This is a genomic window from Pseudoclavibacter sp. Z016, assembly GCF_002931215.1.
Lineage (GTDB): Bacteria > Actinomycetota > Actinomycetes > Actinomycetales > Microbacteriaceae > Pseudoclavibacter.
On record NZ_PSTU01000001.1, the window covers coordinates 20668 to 36892 of the forward strand.

Below are 16225 nucleotides of genomic sequence, written 5' to 3' on the forward strand. Positions count from 1 at the left end.
TCAGCCGCGCATCCCCGTCGCGCGTTCGTGGTCGATGAGCGCCTGCCGGACGGCGATGTCGTCAGCGTGCCCCGCGAGCTTGCCGCTGGCTCGGACGATGCGGTGCACGGGCACGAAGAGGCCCACGAGGCAGGCGCCGCACGCGCTCGCGGCGGCGCGGGCGGCGCGTGGATGCCCGGCGATGGTCGCGACGTCGCCGTAGCTCGCGAGGGTGCCGGGTTCGACGAGCCTGGCCGCCCTCCACATGGCGCGGCGCAGCTCGGTGCCGTCCTGGTGGACGTCGATGGCGTCGAGGAGCGACGGGTCGCCGTCATCGAAGGCTCGGACGGCGGCGAGTGCGGCGTCGGCGTCATCGAGCTCCTGCACCTCGAGGAGCTCGGATCGGCGGCCGAAGACCGCGTAGGCGAGCGAGTTCGGGCTCCCGAATCCTGAGGCGCGCACGGCCTCCGACGGCCCGGCCTTGACGATCGAGAATCGCTCGCCGAGCAGCTCGACGCTGCCGACGCGGAGTGCGTTGACGTCGAGCGGCGACTCTTCGGGTGCTTCTGGCATAACAGGAACTCTGCCACGTCAAGAGAAGTCCTGGTCAGAGGCGGTGCGGAGGCGTCGAGGTTGCGCTGGGAGTTGGCTGAGCCACCCAGCTTTGGGTGGTGTTATTCCGTCTCGGAATCTAAACTTGAGCCATTCCGACTCAACTTTTGATCCATCTGGGTCGGAAGCAACTTTGACGAAGGAGCCCCATGGCAAACATGCAAGGCGCTCAGGCACCAGACGAAGAGGCCAAGAGCGCACTCGAACAGTACGGAATCAACCTCACCGACATCGCCCGCTCGGGCAAGCTCGACCCGGTCATCGGCCGCGACTCCGAGATCCGACGCGTCAGCCAGGTGCTGACCCGGCGCACCAAGAACAACCCAGTGCTCATCGGCGAACCCGGCGTCGGGAAGACCTCGGTCGTCGAGGGCCTCGCCCAGCGCATCGTCGCCGGCGACGTCGCCGAATCCCTCAAGGACAAGGAGCTCGTCAGCCTCGACATGTCGGCGCTCATCGCGGGCGCCAAGTACCGCGGCGACTTCGAGGAGCGGCTCAAGGCCGTCCTCAAGGAGATCACCGAATCCGACGGGCGCATCATCACGTTCATCGACGAGCTCCACACCCTCATGGGTGCTGGGGGCGGAGAGTCGAGCATCTCGGCAGCGAACATGCTGAAGCCCATGCTCGCTCGTGGCGAGCTGCGCCTCATCGGCGCGACGACACTCGACGAGTACCGCCAGTTCATCGAATCGGATGCGGCGCTCGAGCGACGCTTCCAGCAGGTGTTCGTCGGTGAGCCAAGCGTCGAGGACTCGATCGCGATCCTCCGCGGTCTGAAGGAGCGGTACGAAGCGCACCACAAGGTGTCGATCGCCGACCAGGCGCTCGTCGCCGCAGCCGCGCTCTCGAACCGCTACATCACGGGCCGGAAGCTGCCAGACAAGGCGATCGACCTCATCGACGAGGCGGCCTCGCGCCTGCGGATGGAGATCGACTCCTCGCCGGTCGAGGTCGACACCCTCCAGCGGCAGGTCGACCGTCTCCGCCTCGAGGAGCTCGCGCTCAAGAAGGAGCACGACGACGCCTCGCGGCAGCGCCTCGCCACGCTCCGTGCCGACCTCGACACGAAGAACGCGCGCCTCGGCGAGCTGAAGGAGCGCTGGAGCATCGAGCGGGCATCCCTCAACCGCATCGGCGAGCTCCGCGAGGAGCTCGACAACATCCGCGTGCGCGCCGACCGTGCGCAGCGCGAGGGCAACCTCGAGCTCGCCTCCCGGCTGCTCTACGGGGAGCTCCCCGGCATCCAGAAGCAGCTGCACGAGGCTGAGGCCACGGAAGGCGGCGGGCCCAAGCTCGTCAACGACCACGTCACCGCCGAGGACATCGCGGGGGTTGTGGCCGCGTGGACCGGCATCCCCGTGGGCAGGCTGCTGCAAGGCGAGATGGAGAAGCTCCTCCACCTCGAGGCCGAACTCGGCAAGCGACTCGTCGGGCAGGAGAAGGCCGTGGCGACGGTCGCGGATGCGATCCGCCGCACGCGCGCGGGCATCGCAGACCCCGACCGCCCCACGGGCTCCTTCCTCTTCCTGGGTCCCACCGGAGTCGGGAAGACGGAGCTCGCGCGAGCGCTCGCCGAGCTGCTCTTCGACGACGAGAAGGCCATGATCCGCATCGACATGTCCGAGTACGGGGAGAAGCACTCCGTCGCCCGGCTCGTCGGCGCCCCTCCCGGGTACGTCGGCTACGAGCAGGGCGGGCAGCTCACCGAGGCCGTCAGACGCAGGCCGTACTCGGTCGTGCTGTTCGACGAGGTCGAGAAGGCGCATCCCGAGGTCTTCGACATCCTCCTGCAGGTGCTCGACGACGGGCGCCTCACCGACGGCCAGGGACGCACGGTCGACTTCCGCAACGTCATCCTGATCCTCACCTCGAACCTCGGCTCGCAGTACCTCATCGACCCGCTCCTCACCCCCGAGGATCGGGAGGAGAGCGTCATGGCAGCCGTCCGGCACTCGTTCAAGCCGGAGTTCGTGAACCGACTCGACGACATCGTCGTGTTCAGCGCCCTCTCGCAGGATGAGCTGGCGCAGATCGTGGCGCTGTACATCGAGCGGCTGCAGCGCAGGCTCGGCGAGCGTCGCCTCACGATCAAGGTCGACGACGACGCCAGGGCCTGGCTCGCTGAGCGAGGCTACGACCCCATCTACGGGGCCAGGCCGCTGCGTCGGCTCATGCAGCGCGAGATCGACGACCGCCTCGCGAGGGCACTCCTTGCGGGCACGGTCCGCGACGGCGACACGATCTCCGTCGTCGTGGCGAGCGACGGCGAGTCTCTCAACGTGCAGTCCACCACGCCGCACTCCGCGGCCATCGAGTAGGGCGCTGGCGCCTGGCGCCTGCGTTGGCGCCAGTATCAGTGCCGGCGCCGGCGCCGGTGACAGAAGAGTGAGCCAGATGCAGGTTCCAGTTCGCTGGAGCCTGCATCTGGCTCACTCTTGCGCCGGGTGAGCGCCGAGTGAGGCGGCAGGGAGACGCAGTCGGGAGGTCTCTGGTGGGTAACTCGGGCGCGTCGCTCGCCGCGCGCATCCGCAACCGCGCTTATCTTGAGCGGCATGGAGCACCTGCGCTGGATACTGCCACTCATCGCCGCGCCCGTCGTCGCCGTGCTCGGCATCGTCGGCGTCATCGCCCTCTCGCTGCGACGGCTCACGTCCACGCCCGTCGCGAGCGACGACGTCATGGTGCTGTTCGGGCGCGACGCCTACCAGTTCTTCCTCGGCACGCTCGTGCCGCTTGTGCTCCTCGCGTTCATCGTCGGTCTCATCGCCTACGCCGTGTACGCCGTCGGCACCACGTTCGGGTGGATCGCACTGCGCGAGACACCGCTCTTCGCGACCTGGACGCTGCCGCTGCTCTTCTCGCCGCCCATCGCCGTCGTCGTGTTCTTCGTCGTCGCCTTCATGCCGTTCGTGGCAGGACCGAGCGAGGCGCTCGTGCCCGTCGTGAGTGCACTCGGCGCCTTCCTCGTCTGCCTCGCGGTCGCGGGCGCGCTGTGGTTCCGCGGTACCCTCGGTGCCCGCGCCAGCAGGCGCGCCGTCGCCGATGCGACCGCGACCGGCGAGGTGGGCGTCACCGCCTGACCCTCGTCCTCGATCCCGCACTCGGCCGGTGCGTTCGCTTCTGCGGCCTGGCGGGGGAGGACTGACCTGGCCGAACGTCGGTGGATCGTCGTACGTTGGCGTCATGACGACGAAACGGGGCTCACAGGTAGGCCGCTTCATCTGGCTCGGGCTGCTCGTCGCCCTGGTCGCATTCGGGCTCGGTGCTGCACCCCAGTCGCTCGAACGGCTCCACATAGCGCAATCGGCGGACGAGCTCGCGTTCAGCTTCGCCACACTCGCGTACTTCCTGCTCCTCCCTGCCGCGCTGCTCGCCCTGGTGATCCTGTCGACGTACGTCGTCCGAGTCGACCTCCTGCGCGCCGTCGAACGACGCTGGGCAGCGCGGAAGCACGGTGAGGGTGGTGAGGCCGAGCGGTGGAAGCGGCGAGGGCGCTGGCTCGTGCCGCTGCTCGTCCTCGGGGCCGTGTTCGTGCTCATCGCGGCCATCGTCACCCCGGTGCTCTCCGGATTCGAGGGGGCTCCGTCAGCGGACGACGAGGTCGGCCGCTCCTTCACGGGACTCGGCCTTTCGCTGCTCTTCTGGGCATGCATGCTCTTCGCTGTCCTCCTCCTCTTGGGCCTTGGCCGCGCGGCGCTCCGAGGGGCCGCCGTGAATCGCCGCGAGAGCAGGCACCGCCGCGGCAAGTACACGAGCCGAGAGCGCGAGCGGCTCGACGCGCAGCGTTACTCCCACGACCGGCTCACGGCTGCGCTTCGCTTCCGGGATGAGCTGCTCGAGCAGCGCATCCCGCAGACCGTCGAAGTGTGGGACTTCCGCGCTTCACCTGACGAGGTGTTCTTCCAGGATGCGCCAGCGACCTACGCCCGCTACTACGGGCGAGACGTCAGCTACTCCACCACCTCCGGCTTCTTCTTCGGCAGCCCGGCCTTCGTCGCGGCCGGGCTTGCAGTGAATGCGCTCGGCAACGCATCCGCCCGGTCGAGCGCTGAGCGAGAAGCCGCGGAGCAGTGGCGAGAGTGGCAGACGGCGAGGGTCCTGGTCTCGAACCAGCGACTGATCTGCTTCGCGGGCGGGCGGTGGCTGTCGTTCTGGTACTCGGGGGTCGTCGCGAGCTACCCGTCGTTGCGCGAGCGGTCGCTGGTGCTGCAGTTCGAGGGGGCGGAGCCCTTGATGCTCGTCGGCGATCACGTGCCGGTCGCGATCATGATGGCGACGTACTCGATGCACGGGGTCCGTGGGCTCGCGGGGCACCCCGACCTCGTGGCCGCCGCGGAGGCTCTCCAGCCCGCGTCCGCGCCCGCGCCCGAGTGACGCGTAACTCCTCGGGCCACCGCCCGCCGCCCGGCACCCGGCGCTCGCGTCCCCCTGAACGCCGAGAGCTGAGTTGTGGTCGTCAACCTTGAGGGTTGACGACCACAGGTCAGCTCTGGGGCTCGCCCCGGTCGGAGCCCGGCGGCGATCGGTCTACTCGTCGAAGATGATGACCTGTCGCACGGCCTGCCCGTCGGCGAGCTTGTCGAGGGAATCGTTGATCTCCGACAGCCGGATGCGTCCCGAGATGAGCTCCTCGACGGGCAGCTTCCCGTCGCGCCAGAGTTGCGCGTAGACGGGAATGTCGCGAGCCGGGACTGCCGATCCCAGGTAGGAGCCCACGATGGTCCGTGCCTCCCCGGTGAGCCCGAGCGGAGCGATCGATGAACGCGCATCCGGTGAGGGCAGGCCGACCGTGACCGTCGTGCCGCCGACGCCGGTAGCGGCGACTGCGGTCTCGAAGGCGCGAGGATGGCCAGCCGCTTCGATGACGATGGGGGCCTTCACGCCGTTCTCGGCGAGTTCCGCTGGCGTGTAGACCTCGCTCGCGCCAAGCTCCAGGGCTCGGGTGAGCTTCTCGGGGTTCGCATCCACGCCGATGACCTTGCCCTTCTCCAGCGAGACGGCCGTGAGGAGCGCCGCCATCCCGACGCCGCCCAGGCCGACGATCATCACGGTGTCGCCGTCCTGCGGCTTGCCCGCGTTGATGACGGCGCCGCCACCGGTGAGCACCGCGCAGCCGAGCACGGCGGCGATCTCCGGGGGCACGTCGTGCCCGATGGGCACCACCGACTGGCGGTTGAGCACCGCGTGCGTCGCGAATCCGGAGACGCCGACGTGGTGGAAGATGTCCTTCCCGTCGCGGTGCAGCCGGAAGTGCTCGCCGACCAGGTAGCCGGCGTTGTTGGCGACGCTGCCGGGGGTGCACGGCAGCTTCCCGTCGGTCTTGCAGTTGTCGCACTCACCGCAGCGGGGGAGGAAGACCGTCGTCACCTGCTCGCCGATCTCGAGGTCGGTGACGTTCGAACCCACCTTCTCCACGATCCCCGAAGCCTCATGGCCGAGCAGCATGGGCGTCGGCCGTACCCGGTTCCCGTCGACGACGGACAGGTCGGAGTGGCAGAGCCCTGCCGCCCTGATGCGGATCAGGACCTCGTCGGGTCCCGGATCGTCGAGTTCCAGCTCGACGACCTTCAACGGCTTCGACTCCGAGTACGGCCGCGGCAGGCCGATCTCCTCGAGGACTGCTCCCTGGATGTTCATGCTGACTCCTTCGTCGATACATGCGGTGGATGCTGCGGCCCGGGGTGGGCTCGGTTCAGTACGATTTCGGCAGCCCGAGCACCTTCGTGGCGACGAAGCTGCGGACCAGGTTGTTGTTGATGGGTGCGACGGAGAACATCCGAGTCTCCCGGAACTTGCGTTCGACGTCGTATTCGTCGACGAATCCGTAGCCGCCGTGCGTGTCGAGGCACATGTTGGCGGCCGCCCAGGACGCTTCGGAGCTGAGCAGCTTCGCCATGTTCGCCTCCGCGCCGGCGGGCTCACCCGCATCGAAGCGTGCGGTCGCCTCGTCCCGCATGAGCTCGGCCGCGCGAACCTTCATGTAGGCGTCGGCGATGGGGAACTGGACGCCCTGGTTGGTTCCGATGGCGCGTCCGAACACGTGGCGGGACTTGGCGTAGGAGACGGCGCGCTCGATGAACCAGTAGCCGTCGCCGATGGCTTCGGAGGCGAGCAGGATGCGTTCGGCGTTCCAGCCGTCGAGCACGTGCCGGAAGCCGTTGCCGACTCGTCCGATGACCGCGTCGGCGGGCACGCGGACGCTTCGGTAGGTGACCTGGTTGGTGGCGTAGTTGAACATGGTGCGCACCGGGGTGACGAGCAGGGCATCCGGCTGCTGTGCGCGGATCTCGCGAAGGTCGAGCAGGAACAGCGTGAGGCCGTCCGTGGTTCCCTTCGGGGTCTCGGAGGTGCGCGTGAGCACGAGTGCGAGGTCGGACTCCTCGAACCGGCTCGTCCAGGTCTTGTGGCCGTCGATCACATAGCTGTCGCCGTCGGGCGTCGCGGTGGTCGTGATGGCGAGGGTGTCCGAGCCGGCGTCCTCGGTGATCGAGAACGCCTGGAGGCGGATGCTGCCGTCCGCGATGCCGGGGAGGTAGCGGTCCTTCTGCGCGTCGGTGCCGTGCCGCAGCAGTGCGGCCATCGTGTACATCTGCGCGTGGCAGGCGGCGGAGTGTCCTCCGGAGCGGTTGATCGCCTCCATGACTCCCGTGGCGGCGTCGATGCCGTAGCCGCCACCGCCGTACTCGCGGGGGATCATGACCGAGAGGAGGCCGGCAGCTCCCATGGCGTCCACGAATTCCTGCGGATAGCGGCGCTCGCGGTCGGTCTCACGCCAGTAGGTGTCGTCGAATTCGTCGCAGACCGCTTCAGTGCGCGCACGCAGGGCTGTTCTGTCGTCGCTGGCAGTCCGGCTTGTCACAGCGGCTCTCCTTCGATCAGGGGCGGCACTCGCGACAGGGCGACAGGCCGTCAAATATTTTTAGGATGTTCGCCAACATAGCAAGGCTGAGAGCGGGCTACAAGGTATTGACCCCTTGAATATATTCGCTTACGGTAATCGGGAAGCGCTCCTCACGCTCGCCACCCAGAGCCCGAGCGCCTTCCCCCGCTGGGCCAATCAAAGGAGATGGCAAGTGACGAACGACATCAAGCTCCACATCCTGGAGTCAGGAACCATGGAAGCCGACCTCACCTGGCTGCTGCTCAAGCCAGGCAGGGTCATCAAGACCCGCGACCACCGCCACGACGAACGCGCATGGGGTCAGGTGCCGACGCACGCCGTGCTCATCGACCACCCGGACGGGCGCATCCTCTGGGACACCGGCGTCCCACGCAACTGGGCTGAGCACTGGGCCCCGACCGGCTTCGACGAGTTCTTCCCCGTCATCGACGACCCGCAGGCAGACACCGGCTACCTCGACTCGAGCCTCAAGCAGCTCGAGCTCACCCCGGACGACATCGACATCCTGGTGCTCTCGCACCTGCACTTCGACCACGCCGCCAACGCCAGGATGTTCGACAACGGCAAGACCCGCATCGTCACGAGCCAGGCCGAGCTCGACGGAGTCGCCACCATCACCGGGTACAACCAGGGTGCGCACATCCCCGACGACTTCAAGGGCCTCAACATCGGCGGCATCGCCGGTGACGACGAGATCCTGCCGGGCGTCAGCGTCATCCAGACGCCGGGCCACACGTGGGGAACCATGTCGCTCAAGGTCGACCTGCCCAACGACGGCACGAAGATCTTCACCTCCGACGCCGTCTACCTCGCCGACTCCTGGGGGCCGCCAGCGGTCGGAGCGGCCATCGTGTGGAACAACCTCGCCTGGCTCGAGTCGGTCGAGAAGCTCCGCCGCATCGCTCAGGAGACCGACGCCCAGGTGATCTTCGGCCACGACGAAGAGCAGAAGAAGGAGCTCACCTTCGCGCCGAACGGGTTCTACTCATGATCCTCTACGACTTCCGCTGCCAGGAAGGGCATCGCTTCGAGGCTGGCATCGAGTCGATGCTGGCCGACAACCCCGCCTGCCCCGGATGCGGGACCGCGACCAGCCGTGTCCCCTCCGCGGTGCGGATCGGGGGCGCCGCCGACGCAGGACCCAGCCGCGCCGAGATGCCGCACAGCTGGCAGGGCATCGATCGCGGCCGCCCCGAAGCGGTCGCCCACTGGCGCTCCAAGATCGAGAAGCGCGAGAAGCTCGAGGCCAAGTACCCGGAGCTCGCCGGTGATCGGCGCCCGATCCTCGCCCACGAGGGGATCTTCCAGGGGCGCCCGCTGCGTGCGGGCGACGACATCGGCGCATCGGTCGCCTCCGCGACGGCCGCCGCAGCTCGCGTATCGGAATCGCCGGCCTCGACGGCGAGCACAACCACCAGGAGAGGGACCGGAGCATGACTGCGACAGCTTCCACGCACGCCCAGACCGACGCGCAGCAGGCGCACGGCACGACGACGATCCTCGACGACATCGACCGCACCGCGTCCCGGTCCTACGCGGTGCCCTCCCCCGTGCCGGGCGGGGTCGTGCTGTCCATGATCCGCGCCAACGTGTGCGGCTCCGACGTGCACATCCTGCACGGCAGCCACCCGCTGGTTCGACCCGGCTGCGTCATGGGACACGAGGGCGTCGGCCGAGTCGCCGCCCTCGGAGACGGCGTCACGACCGACTTCGCGGGGGAGCCGCTCGCCGTGGGAGACCGAGTCGTGGCCACGTACTTCCAGGCATGCCGCCGCTGTCCCGAGTGCAACAACGGGCACGGCAACATCTGCCGCAACGCCTACACGGGATGGTCGAAGCAGGCCGACGAGGCCCCGCACTTCTTCGGCACGTTCGGCACGCACTATGCGGTGGGCCCGAACCAGGCCGTGTACAAGGTGCCGGACGGCGTCACCTCGAAGGCTGCCTCCTCCGCCAACTGCGCCCTGTCGCAGGTCTACTACGGGTGCCTCCTCGGGGAGGTCTCCTACGGGGACAAGGTCGTCATCTTCGGCGCCGGCGGGCTCGGTGTCTGCGCCTCCGCCGTCGCCTCGGTGCTGGGGGCGGAGGTCTACGTGGCGGAGATGACGCCGAGTCGCCTCGAGAAGGTCAAGGACTTCGGCGCCCACCACACGATCGATCTCTCGCAGGCCGCTGACGGCGCGGCACGCGTGCAGCTCGTCCGCGACGCGACGGGCGGGGGCGGTGACGTCGTGATCGACCTCACCGGCGTGCCGTCCGCGTTCTCGGAGTCGGTGCGGTCGGCGAGATCCGGCGGCATCGTCGTCGAGATCGGCAACATCTCTCCGAACAAGTTCACGGACTTCGACCCTGGCCTCTTCACCCGGACCGGCGTGCAGATCCGCGCCGCCATCCGCTACCCGCTCGAGGTGCTCGGCAAGGCCGTGCGCTTCATCGAGGCGACGCCGCAGTTCCCGTGGGAGTCGCTCGTGGACGCCGACTACACCCTCGATCAGGTGCCAGAGGCCCTCGCCGCCGCAGAGGCGCGGCAGGTGACCCGCGCCGGCATCGTCATCGACGACTGATCACCGGCGACACCACGTCGACATCCGCCGACGACCAGCAGAGATTTTTGGCCAGCAGAGATTCCAGGCCAGCAGAGATTCCAGGAGAGACATGTCCCAATCAGTGCACACCGCGTCGGGAGCTGCCACGACGACGGCCTACATCGGCGGCGAGCGCGTGGCCGCTGAGCGCAGCTACGAGAACATCGACCCGGCGACGGGGGAGGTGCTCGGCCTCACCGCGCGATGCGATGCCTCCCACGTGGATGCCGCGGTCGCAGCCGCCCGGGCCGCGCAACCCGGATGGGCCGCCACCAAGCCGGAGGTGCGCGCCGACCTGCTGCAGGCGCTCGCGGCGGCCATCATCGCGAACCGCGAGGAGCTCACACTGCTCGAATCGCAGGACACGGGCAAGCCGCTCACCCAGGCGCGAACGGATGCGACGGTCGCTGCTCGGTACTTCACCTTCTACGGCAGGGCCATCGACTCCTACTACGGCCTGTCATTGCCCGTCGATCCGGCGTTCCACGTGTACACGCGGCGGGAGGCGCGCGGCGTCTGCGGCAGCGTCATCGCCTGGAACTACCCCATGCAGCTCTTCGGCCGGGCCGTCGCGCCCGCCCTGGCCACGGGCAACACCGTGGTGCTGAAGCCGGCCGACGAGACGCCCCGCACCGCGGTGCGCATCGCGGAGCTCGCGGTCGAGGTCGGCATCCCCGCCGGGGTGCTGAACATCGTCACCGGCATCGGCGTCGAGGTCGGTGCCGCGCTCGCCGAGCATCCGGGCATCGACCACATCGGCTTCGTCGGCTCGACCGCGGTCGGTACGTCGATCGCGACCGCGGCCGCGCAGAACGTGATCCCGGCGGTGCTCGAGCTCGGGGGAAAGAGCCCCCACGTCGTGTTCCCCGACGCCGACCTCGATGAGGCGACGATGTTCATCACGAAGGGCATCCTGCAGAACGCGGGTCAGACCTGCTCGGCGGGCTCACGACTCATCGTCCACGAGGATGTCGCCGACGAGCTTCTCGCGAAGCTGAAGACCTCCTTCGAGCGGGTGACCATCGGCCCGGGCTCCGACGACCGCGACCTCGGCCCGCTCGTGTCCGTCAAGCAGCAGGACCGGGTGCGCGGCCTCGTCGACGGCGCCGACGGCCGCGTCATCACCGGCGGGCACGTGCCAGACGGGCACGGGGCCGGCGCCTTCTTCGCCCCGACGCTCATCGCCGACGTCGACCCGAGCTCCGAGATCGCGCAGAAGGAGGTCTTCGGCCCCGTGCTGGTCGCCACGACCTTCGCCGACGAGGACGAGGCGGTCCGCATCGCCAACGGAACCGACTACGCGCTCATGGCGGCGATCTGGACCCGCGACATCTCCAGGGCACACCGCCTCGCCGCGCGCGTCGAGGCCGGGCAGGTGTATGTCAACGCCTACGGGGCGGGCGGCGGCGTCGAGTACCCGTTCGGCGGCTTCAAGAAGTCCGGCTACGGCAGAGAGAAGGGCGTCGAGTCGCTCGACGCGTACACCGAGACCAAGACCGTCATCGTCAAACTGTAGGGAGCATCATGACGCAGATCGTCGAGGGGTGGACGGGGCGGGTCTTCGAGGACTTCACCCCGGGAGACCTCTACTACCACCCGTTCTCCAAGACCGTCACCGAGGACGACAACATGACGTCGACCCTCATGACGCAGAACGTCGCGAAGGTGCACGTCGACGCGCGCCTCACGGAGAGCACCGAGTTCCGGCGCATCCTCGTGAACTCCTGCTTCACGCTCTCCCTCGTCACCGGGCAGTCGACGATCGATCTGTCCATGAACGTCTTCGCGAACCTCGGCTGGGACGAGGTCCGGCTCCCGCATCCGGTCTTCGTGGGAGACACGATCTCGTCGCGTTCCAAGGTGCTCTCGCTCCGGGAGTCGCGCTCGCGCCCCTCGGTCGGCATCGTCGAGGTCGCGACCGAGGGGTACAACCAGGAGGGCGTCATCGTCATCAGCTTCCGACGCACGTTCATGGTCTCGAGGCGCGGGTTCCTGCCCATCTCCCCGACGCCACGCCCCGACGAGTCGTCGCTGCCCGACGCGATCGAGCGATGAGCGCCCTCGCGGCAGCGCAGACGCTGCTCTTCGTCCCGGGAGATCGGCCCGACCGCTTCTCGAAGGCGCTGGATTCCGGGGCCAACCTGGTGATCCTCGACCTCGAGGATGCGGTCGCGGCCGACAACCGGGAACGGGCGCGAACCGCCATCCGCGATCTGCTGGCCACGGCCGCACCCGGTCGTGTGCTCGTGCGGGTCAACCCGGCGGACACGGGCGACAGCGCGCCCGACCTCGCGCTGCTGGAGGATGTGTCCGCCAGGTCGCCCGGCGCCCTCGCTGGCGTCGCCGTGCCGAAGGCCGAGTCGCGGGCCTACCTCCGGCAGGTGAGCGACGCCTCGGGTGGCGCGCCGCTCCTCGCGCTCGTCGAGACCGTGCGCGGCCTTCGCGTGGCGGAGACGCTCGTCACCCGCGGCCCGGGTGAGCCCGAGCTCGACGTGCGCCTCGCCTTCGGGGCGCTCGACTTCGCGGTCGATGCGGGCGGCGACGCGGACTCGCTGCTCGATGCGGCACGCGTCGAGCTGGTCCTCGTCTCGCGCCTCACCGGGGCACCAGCCCCAGTCGAATCCCCGAGCGCCAGCATCCGCGACGTCGCGGCCGTCGAGTCCGCCGCCACGCACGCCGTCGCCCTCGGCTTCGGCGGCATGCTCGCCATCCACCCCGCCCAGCTGCCCGCCATCGCCTCGGCGTTCCGGCCGACCGACGCCCAGATCGACTGGGCCCGCCGCGTGGTCGGCGCAGGCTCCGGCGCCGTGCAGGTCGACGGGGCCATGGTCGACGCACCCGTGCTGCGGCGAGCGCGGCGCCTGCTCGCCGCGCTCGGGGAAGCATCATGAACGGCAGGCCGCTCGACGGCATCACCGTGCTCAGCGTCGAGCAGGCGGTCGCCGCCCCCTTCGCGACGCGACAGCTCGCCGACCTCGGCGCCCGCGTCATCAAGATCGAGCGTGCAGGTGGCGACTTCGCGCGCCGCTACGACTCCACCGTGCACGGCACGTCGAGCTTCTTCGCCTGGCTCAACCGCGGCAAGGAATCGGTTGTGCTCGACCTCAAGGACGAGGCGGACGCCGAGCTGTTCCGCAGCATCGCCGCGACCGCCGACGTCGTCGTGCAGAACCTCGCACCAGGCGCGCTCGACCGCCTCGGCCTCGGCTACGACGCACTCGCGGCAGGCAACCCCCGACTCATCTACGCCGAGATCTCCGGATACGGCACGGGCGGCAGCTACACGCGCAAGAAGGCCTACGACCTCCTCGTGCAGTGCGAAGCCGGCCTCCTCTCGGTGACCGGCACCCCGGAGCAGCCGTCGAAGGTCGGGGCCTCCGTCGCCGACATCGCGGCGGGCATGTACGTGTACTCCGGTGTGCTCGCCGCGCTCATCCAGCGCGGACGGACCGGCGTCGGCGACCGCATCGAGGTCTCCATGCTCGAGGCGCTCGGCGAATGGATGCAGCAGCCCTACCTGTTCGCCGAGTACGGCGGCCACCCGCCCCAGCGGCACGGTGCATCCCACGCCACCATCGCCCCATACGGCCCGTTCGAAGCCTCAGACGGGACCGTGTTCATCGGCATCCAGAACGAGACGGAGTTCGCGGGCTTCTGCCGCGACGTCCTGGGGGCGGTGGAGCTCGCCGACGACCCGAAGTTCAGCCTCAACGAGCATCGGGTCGCGAACCGGGACGCGCTCAGCGAGCTCATAGGAGCGGCGATCGCCGAGACCCCGAGCGATGAGGTGATCAGACGCCTCGACTCCCTGGCGATCGCCAACGCGCGCATGCGGACGATGGCGGAGTTCTCCGCGCATCCGCAGCTCGCGGAGCGAGACAGGTGGGTCGAGGTCGAGACCCCTGGGGGGTCAGCCCGCTCGCTCCTTCCCCCCGTGACAGCAGGCTCCTACCGGCCGGCGATGAAGCCAGTGCCCGACACGGGCGAGCACACCGACCGCGTCCGGCGCGAATTCGCCGCCACCGAAGAACGGAACTGACATGTCACTCGCTCGCAGCTACGCGCAGCATGCCCTCGGCCCCGTTGACCTCGACGGGGAGCGCTCCGCGTGGATGCGCGCGCTGCTCTTCGACGCCCTCGCCGTGACGCTCGGAGGCAGCGGACGCGAGTCGGCCCGAGCTGCACGCGACGCCTACGCAGGGCTCGCCACGGACGTCGCGCCGTCGTCTGTGCTCGGGGCTGCGATCCGGCTGTCCGCTGAGGATGCGGCGCTGGTCAACGGCATCACCGCCCACGGGCTGGAGCTCGACGACACCTTCGAGGAAGCGTCACTGCATCCCGCCGTTGTGCTGTTCCCGGCCCTCTTCGCCGCGGCGGAAGAGCACGGGGCGAGCTACGGTGCCCTCCTCGATGCAGCGGTCGTCGGGTACGACGTGATGTGCGACATCGGGGTCGTCCTCGGAGCCGCCGAGAGCTACGGCCGCGGCTTCCACCCGACCGGAGTCGCAGGCGCCATCGGAGCCGCCGCAGCCGTCTCCCGCCTCCTCCGCTTCGACGAGTCGCAGACGGTCGACGCCATCGGCCTCGCCTCGAACCTCGCGGCGGGCTCGCTCGAGTTCCTCTCCGACGGCGCCTGGACGAAGCGCCTCAACGCGGGTCACGCCGCGGCCGTCGGAATCCGCGCGACCCGGCTCGCCGCCGTAGGCTTCGTCGCGCCGGCCGCGGCCCTCGAAGGACGCGACGGGTTCCTCGCGAACTACGGCGACGGCTTCCACCCCGATCGTGTGCGCACCATCACGCCAGGCGAATACGCCTGGAGGACGAGCATCAAGCTCTACCCCTGCTGCCGCTACATGCACGGCAACATCGACCTGCTCCTCGACGTCGCCTCGCAGCGGCCAGGCCTGTCCGCGGACGACGTCGACGACGTCGAGGTGGCCGTCATCGAAGCGGGCGCGCGCCTCGTCAGCGTGCCAGCAGACGCGAAGCTGCGCGTCGAATCGGCCGTGGATGCGCAGTTCAACATGCCGTTCGGCGCAGCGCTCGCGCTCACCACCGGCACCGCGACCGTCGACCAGTTCGACCGGGCAGCGGAGCTCGCGGACGAGCTGCTCCCGCTCATGAGGAAGGTGAGATGTGTGACCTCGCCTGCGGTCGAAGCGGCGTTCCCGGCAGACTGGACCGCCGAAGTGCGGGTCACCTTCACGGACGGCACCGTGCACGAGGCTTCGACGAGCGCCTACCGCGGCTCGCCCGGCGCACGCGCCTCCCGACAGGACCTGCACGCCAAGGCGAGGGGGCTCGTCGGCGAGACGTGCGCGAACGCGCTCTGGGCGCTCGTGGAACGCGACCGCACCGCATCCGTCGCGGAGCTCATGGAAGCCATGCCGCGGCCCGAATTGCCCGCTCAGTAAGATGTCCCCGTGCCGCTCCCACCCGACGAACGCCTCGAAGACGCAGCCCGTCGCTACGGCAGCATGCGCTCGTTCGCGGCCGAGTACCTCCGAGAGCGCATCATCTCCGGGGTGCTCCTGCCCGGGGAATCTCTGCAGATCGACGAGATCGCGCAGCGGCTGAAGGTGTCGGCGACTCCGGTTCGCGAGGCGCTGCAGTCGCTCCGCGTGGAGGGCTTCGTCGACGGCGTGCGCGGCCAGGGGTTCCGCGTGCACCCGATCACGGCTGCGGACATCGAAGACGTCTTCCTCGTGCACGCCAACGTGGCCGGAGAGCTCGCCGCGCGTGCCGCGCGCAGCATCTCCGATGAGCAGCTGCGAGTGCTCGAGGCCCTGCACTACGAGCTGCTCGCCGCGGCCGTGCGCGGGGACGTCGAAGCGCTCGAGGCCCGCAACAACGAGTTCCACCACCTGCTCAACCACATCGTGGATGCTCCGAGGCTCCGCTGGCTCGTCGCCCTCTTCTCGAAGTACGTGCCCCGCAACTTCTACGCGCAGATCGAGGGGTGGCCCGAGGCGACCCGTGCGGACCACACGCAGATCATCGACGCCATCAAGGCCAGGGACGCGGAGGCGGCGAGGCATGCCGCGAGCGAGCACATCATTCACTCCGGGGAGCTGCTGGCCGCGCACTTCAGGTCGGCGACGGCCTCGGCTTCTCTCCCCGAAACCTGATCCCCCCGGCCCCGGCC

At 69.2% G+C, this 16225-nt stretch carries 15 protein-coding genes; 12 read left to right on the forward strand and 3 right to left on the reverse strand.

Annotated features, from left to right (window positions below):
• Complete coding sequence (locus C5B99_RS00090; RefSeq protein ID WP_104239741.1) at positions 1 to 552, reverse strand: methylated-DNA--[protein]-cysteine S-methyltransferase; 552 nt, start codon at positions 550 to 552, stop codon at positions 1 to 3.
• Positions 553 to 740: 188 nt separating this feature from the next.
• Here C5B99_RS00090 and C5B99_RS00095 point away from each other — a divergent pair, with 188 nt between their 5' ends.
• From C5B99_RS00095 to C5B99_RS00105, 3 genes are all read left to right on the forward strand, one after another.
• Complete coding sequence (locus C5B99_RS00095; RefSeq protein WP_104239742.1) at positions 741 to 2912, forward strand: ATP-dependent Clp protease ATP-binding subunit; 2172 nt, start codon at positions 741 to 743, stop codon at positions 2910 to 2912.
• 234 nt (positions 2913 to 3146) lie between these two features.
• A complete protein-coding gene (locus C5B99_RS00100; RefSeq protein WP_104239743.1) occupies positions 3147 to 3674 on the forward strand; it encodes a hypothetical protein in 528 nt (175 codons plus the stop codon).
• A gap of 103 nt (positions 3675 to 3777) precedes the next feature.
• Complete coding sequence (locus C5B99_RS00105; RefSeq protein WP_104239744.1) at positions 3778 to 4968, forward strand: hypothetical protein; 1191 nt, start codon at positions 3778 to 3780, stop codon at positions 4966 to 4968.
• A gap of 153 nt (positions 4969 to 5121) precedes the next feature.
• Here the strand turns inward: C5B99_RS00105 and C5B99_RS00110 are convergent, their stop codons facing one another.
• Positions 5122 to 6231 carry an alcohol dehydrogenase catalytic domain-containing protein gene (locus tag C5B99_RS00110; protein ID WP_104239745.1) on the reverse strand — a complete coding sequence of 370 codons (1110 nt, stop codon included), beginning with the start codon at positions 6229 to 6231 and terminating at the stop codon, positions 5122 to 5124.
• A gap of 55 nt (positions 6232 to 6286) precedes the next feature.
• Positions 6287 to 7453, reverse strand: a complete 1167-nt coding sequence (locus C5B99_RS00115; protein WP_104239746.1) for an acyl-CoA dehydrogenase family protein — start codon at positions 7451 to 7453, stop codon at positions 6287 to 6289.
• 214 nt (positions 7454 to 7667) lie between these two features.
• Here C5B99_RS00115 and C5B99_RS00120 point away from each other — a divergent pair, with 214 nt between their 5' ends.
• The 9 genes from C5B99_RS00120 (at position 7668) to C5B99_RS00160 (ending at position 16208) form a co-directional block, all read left to right on the forward strand.
• A complete protein-coding gene (locus C5B99_RS00120; RefSeq protein ID WP_104239747.1) occupies positions 7668 to 8486 on the forward strand; it encodes an N-acyl homoserine lactonase family protein in 819 nt (272 codons plus the stop codon).
• On the forward strand, positions 8483 to 8932 hold the full coding sequence (locus tag C5B99_RS00125; protein ID WP_104239748.1) for a zinc ribbon domain-containing protein: 450 nt from the start codon (positions 8483 to 8485) through the stop codon (positions 8930 to 8932). Before C5B99_RS00120 ends, C5B99_RS00125 begins: the two co-directional genes overlap by 4 nt.
• Positions 8929 to 10059 carry a zinc-binding dehydrogenase gene (locus C5B99_RS00130; protein ID WP_104239749.1) on the forward strand — a complete coding sequence of 377 codons (1131 nt, stop codon included), beginning with the start codon at positions 8929 to 8931 and terminating at the stop codon, positions 10057 to 10059. The genes C5B99_RS00125 and C5B99_RS00130 overlap by 4 nt, the downstream gene beginning before the upstream one ends.
• Positions 10060 to 10150: 91 nt before the next feature.
• Positions 10151 to 11596, forward strand: coding sequence for an aldehyde dehydrogenase family protein (locus C5B99_RS00135; RefSeq protein WP_104239750.1), 1446 nt, complete (start codon positions 10151 to 10153; stop codon positions 11594 to 11596).
• A gap of 8 nt (positions 11597 to 11604) precedes the next feature.
• Positions 11605 to 12135: a MaoC family dehydratase gene (locus C5B99_RS00140; RefSeq protein ID WP_104239751.1), complete on the forward strand. Its 531-nt coding sequence runs from the start codon at positions 11605 to 11607 to the stop codon at positions 12133 to 12135.
• On the forward strand, positions 12132 to 12971 hold the full coding sequence (locus tag C5B99_RS00145; RefSeq protein ID WP_104239752.1) for a CoA ester lyase: 840 nt from the start codon (positions 12132 to 12134) through the stop codon (positions 12969 to 12971). The genes C5B99_RS00140 and C5B99_RS00145 overlap by 4 nt, the downstream gene beginning before the upstream one ends.
• Complete coding sequence (locus C5B99_RS00150) at positions 12968 to 14119, forward strand: CaiB/BaiF CoA-transferase family protein (RefSeq protein ID WP_104239753.1); 1152 nt, start codon at positions 12968 to 12970, stop codon at positions 14117 to 14119. The genes C5B99_RS00145 and C5B99_RS00150 overlap by 4 nt, the downstream gene beginning before the upstream one ends.
• Position 14120: 1 nt before the next feature.
• The gene (locus C5B99_RS00155; RefSeq protein ID WP_104239754.1) at positions 14121 to 15494 is read left to right on the forward strand and encodes an MmgE/PrpD family protein; all 1374 of its coding nucleotides are present in this window, start codon (positions 14121 to 14123) and stop codon (positions 15492 to 15494) included.
• 9 nt (positions 15495 to 15503) lie between these two features.
• Entirely contained in the window at positions 15504 to 16208 is a 705-nt protein-coding gene (locus C5B99_RS00160; RefSeq protein WP_104239755.1) for a GntR family transcriptional regulator, read from the forward strand.
• The last annotated feature ends 17 nt before the right edge of the window (positions 16209 to 16225 follow it).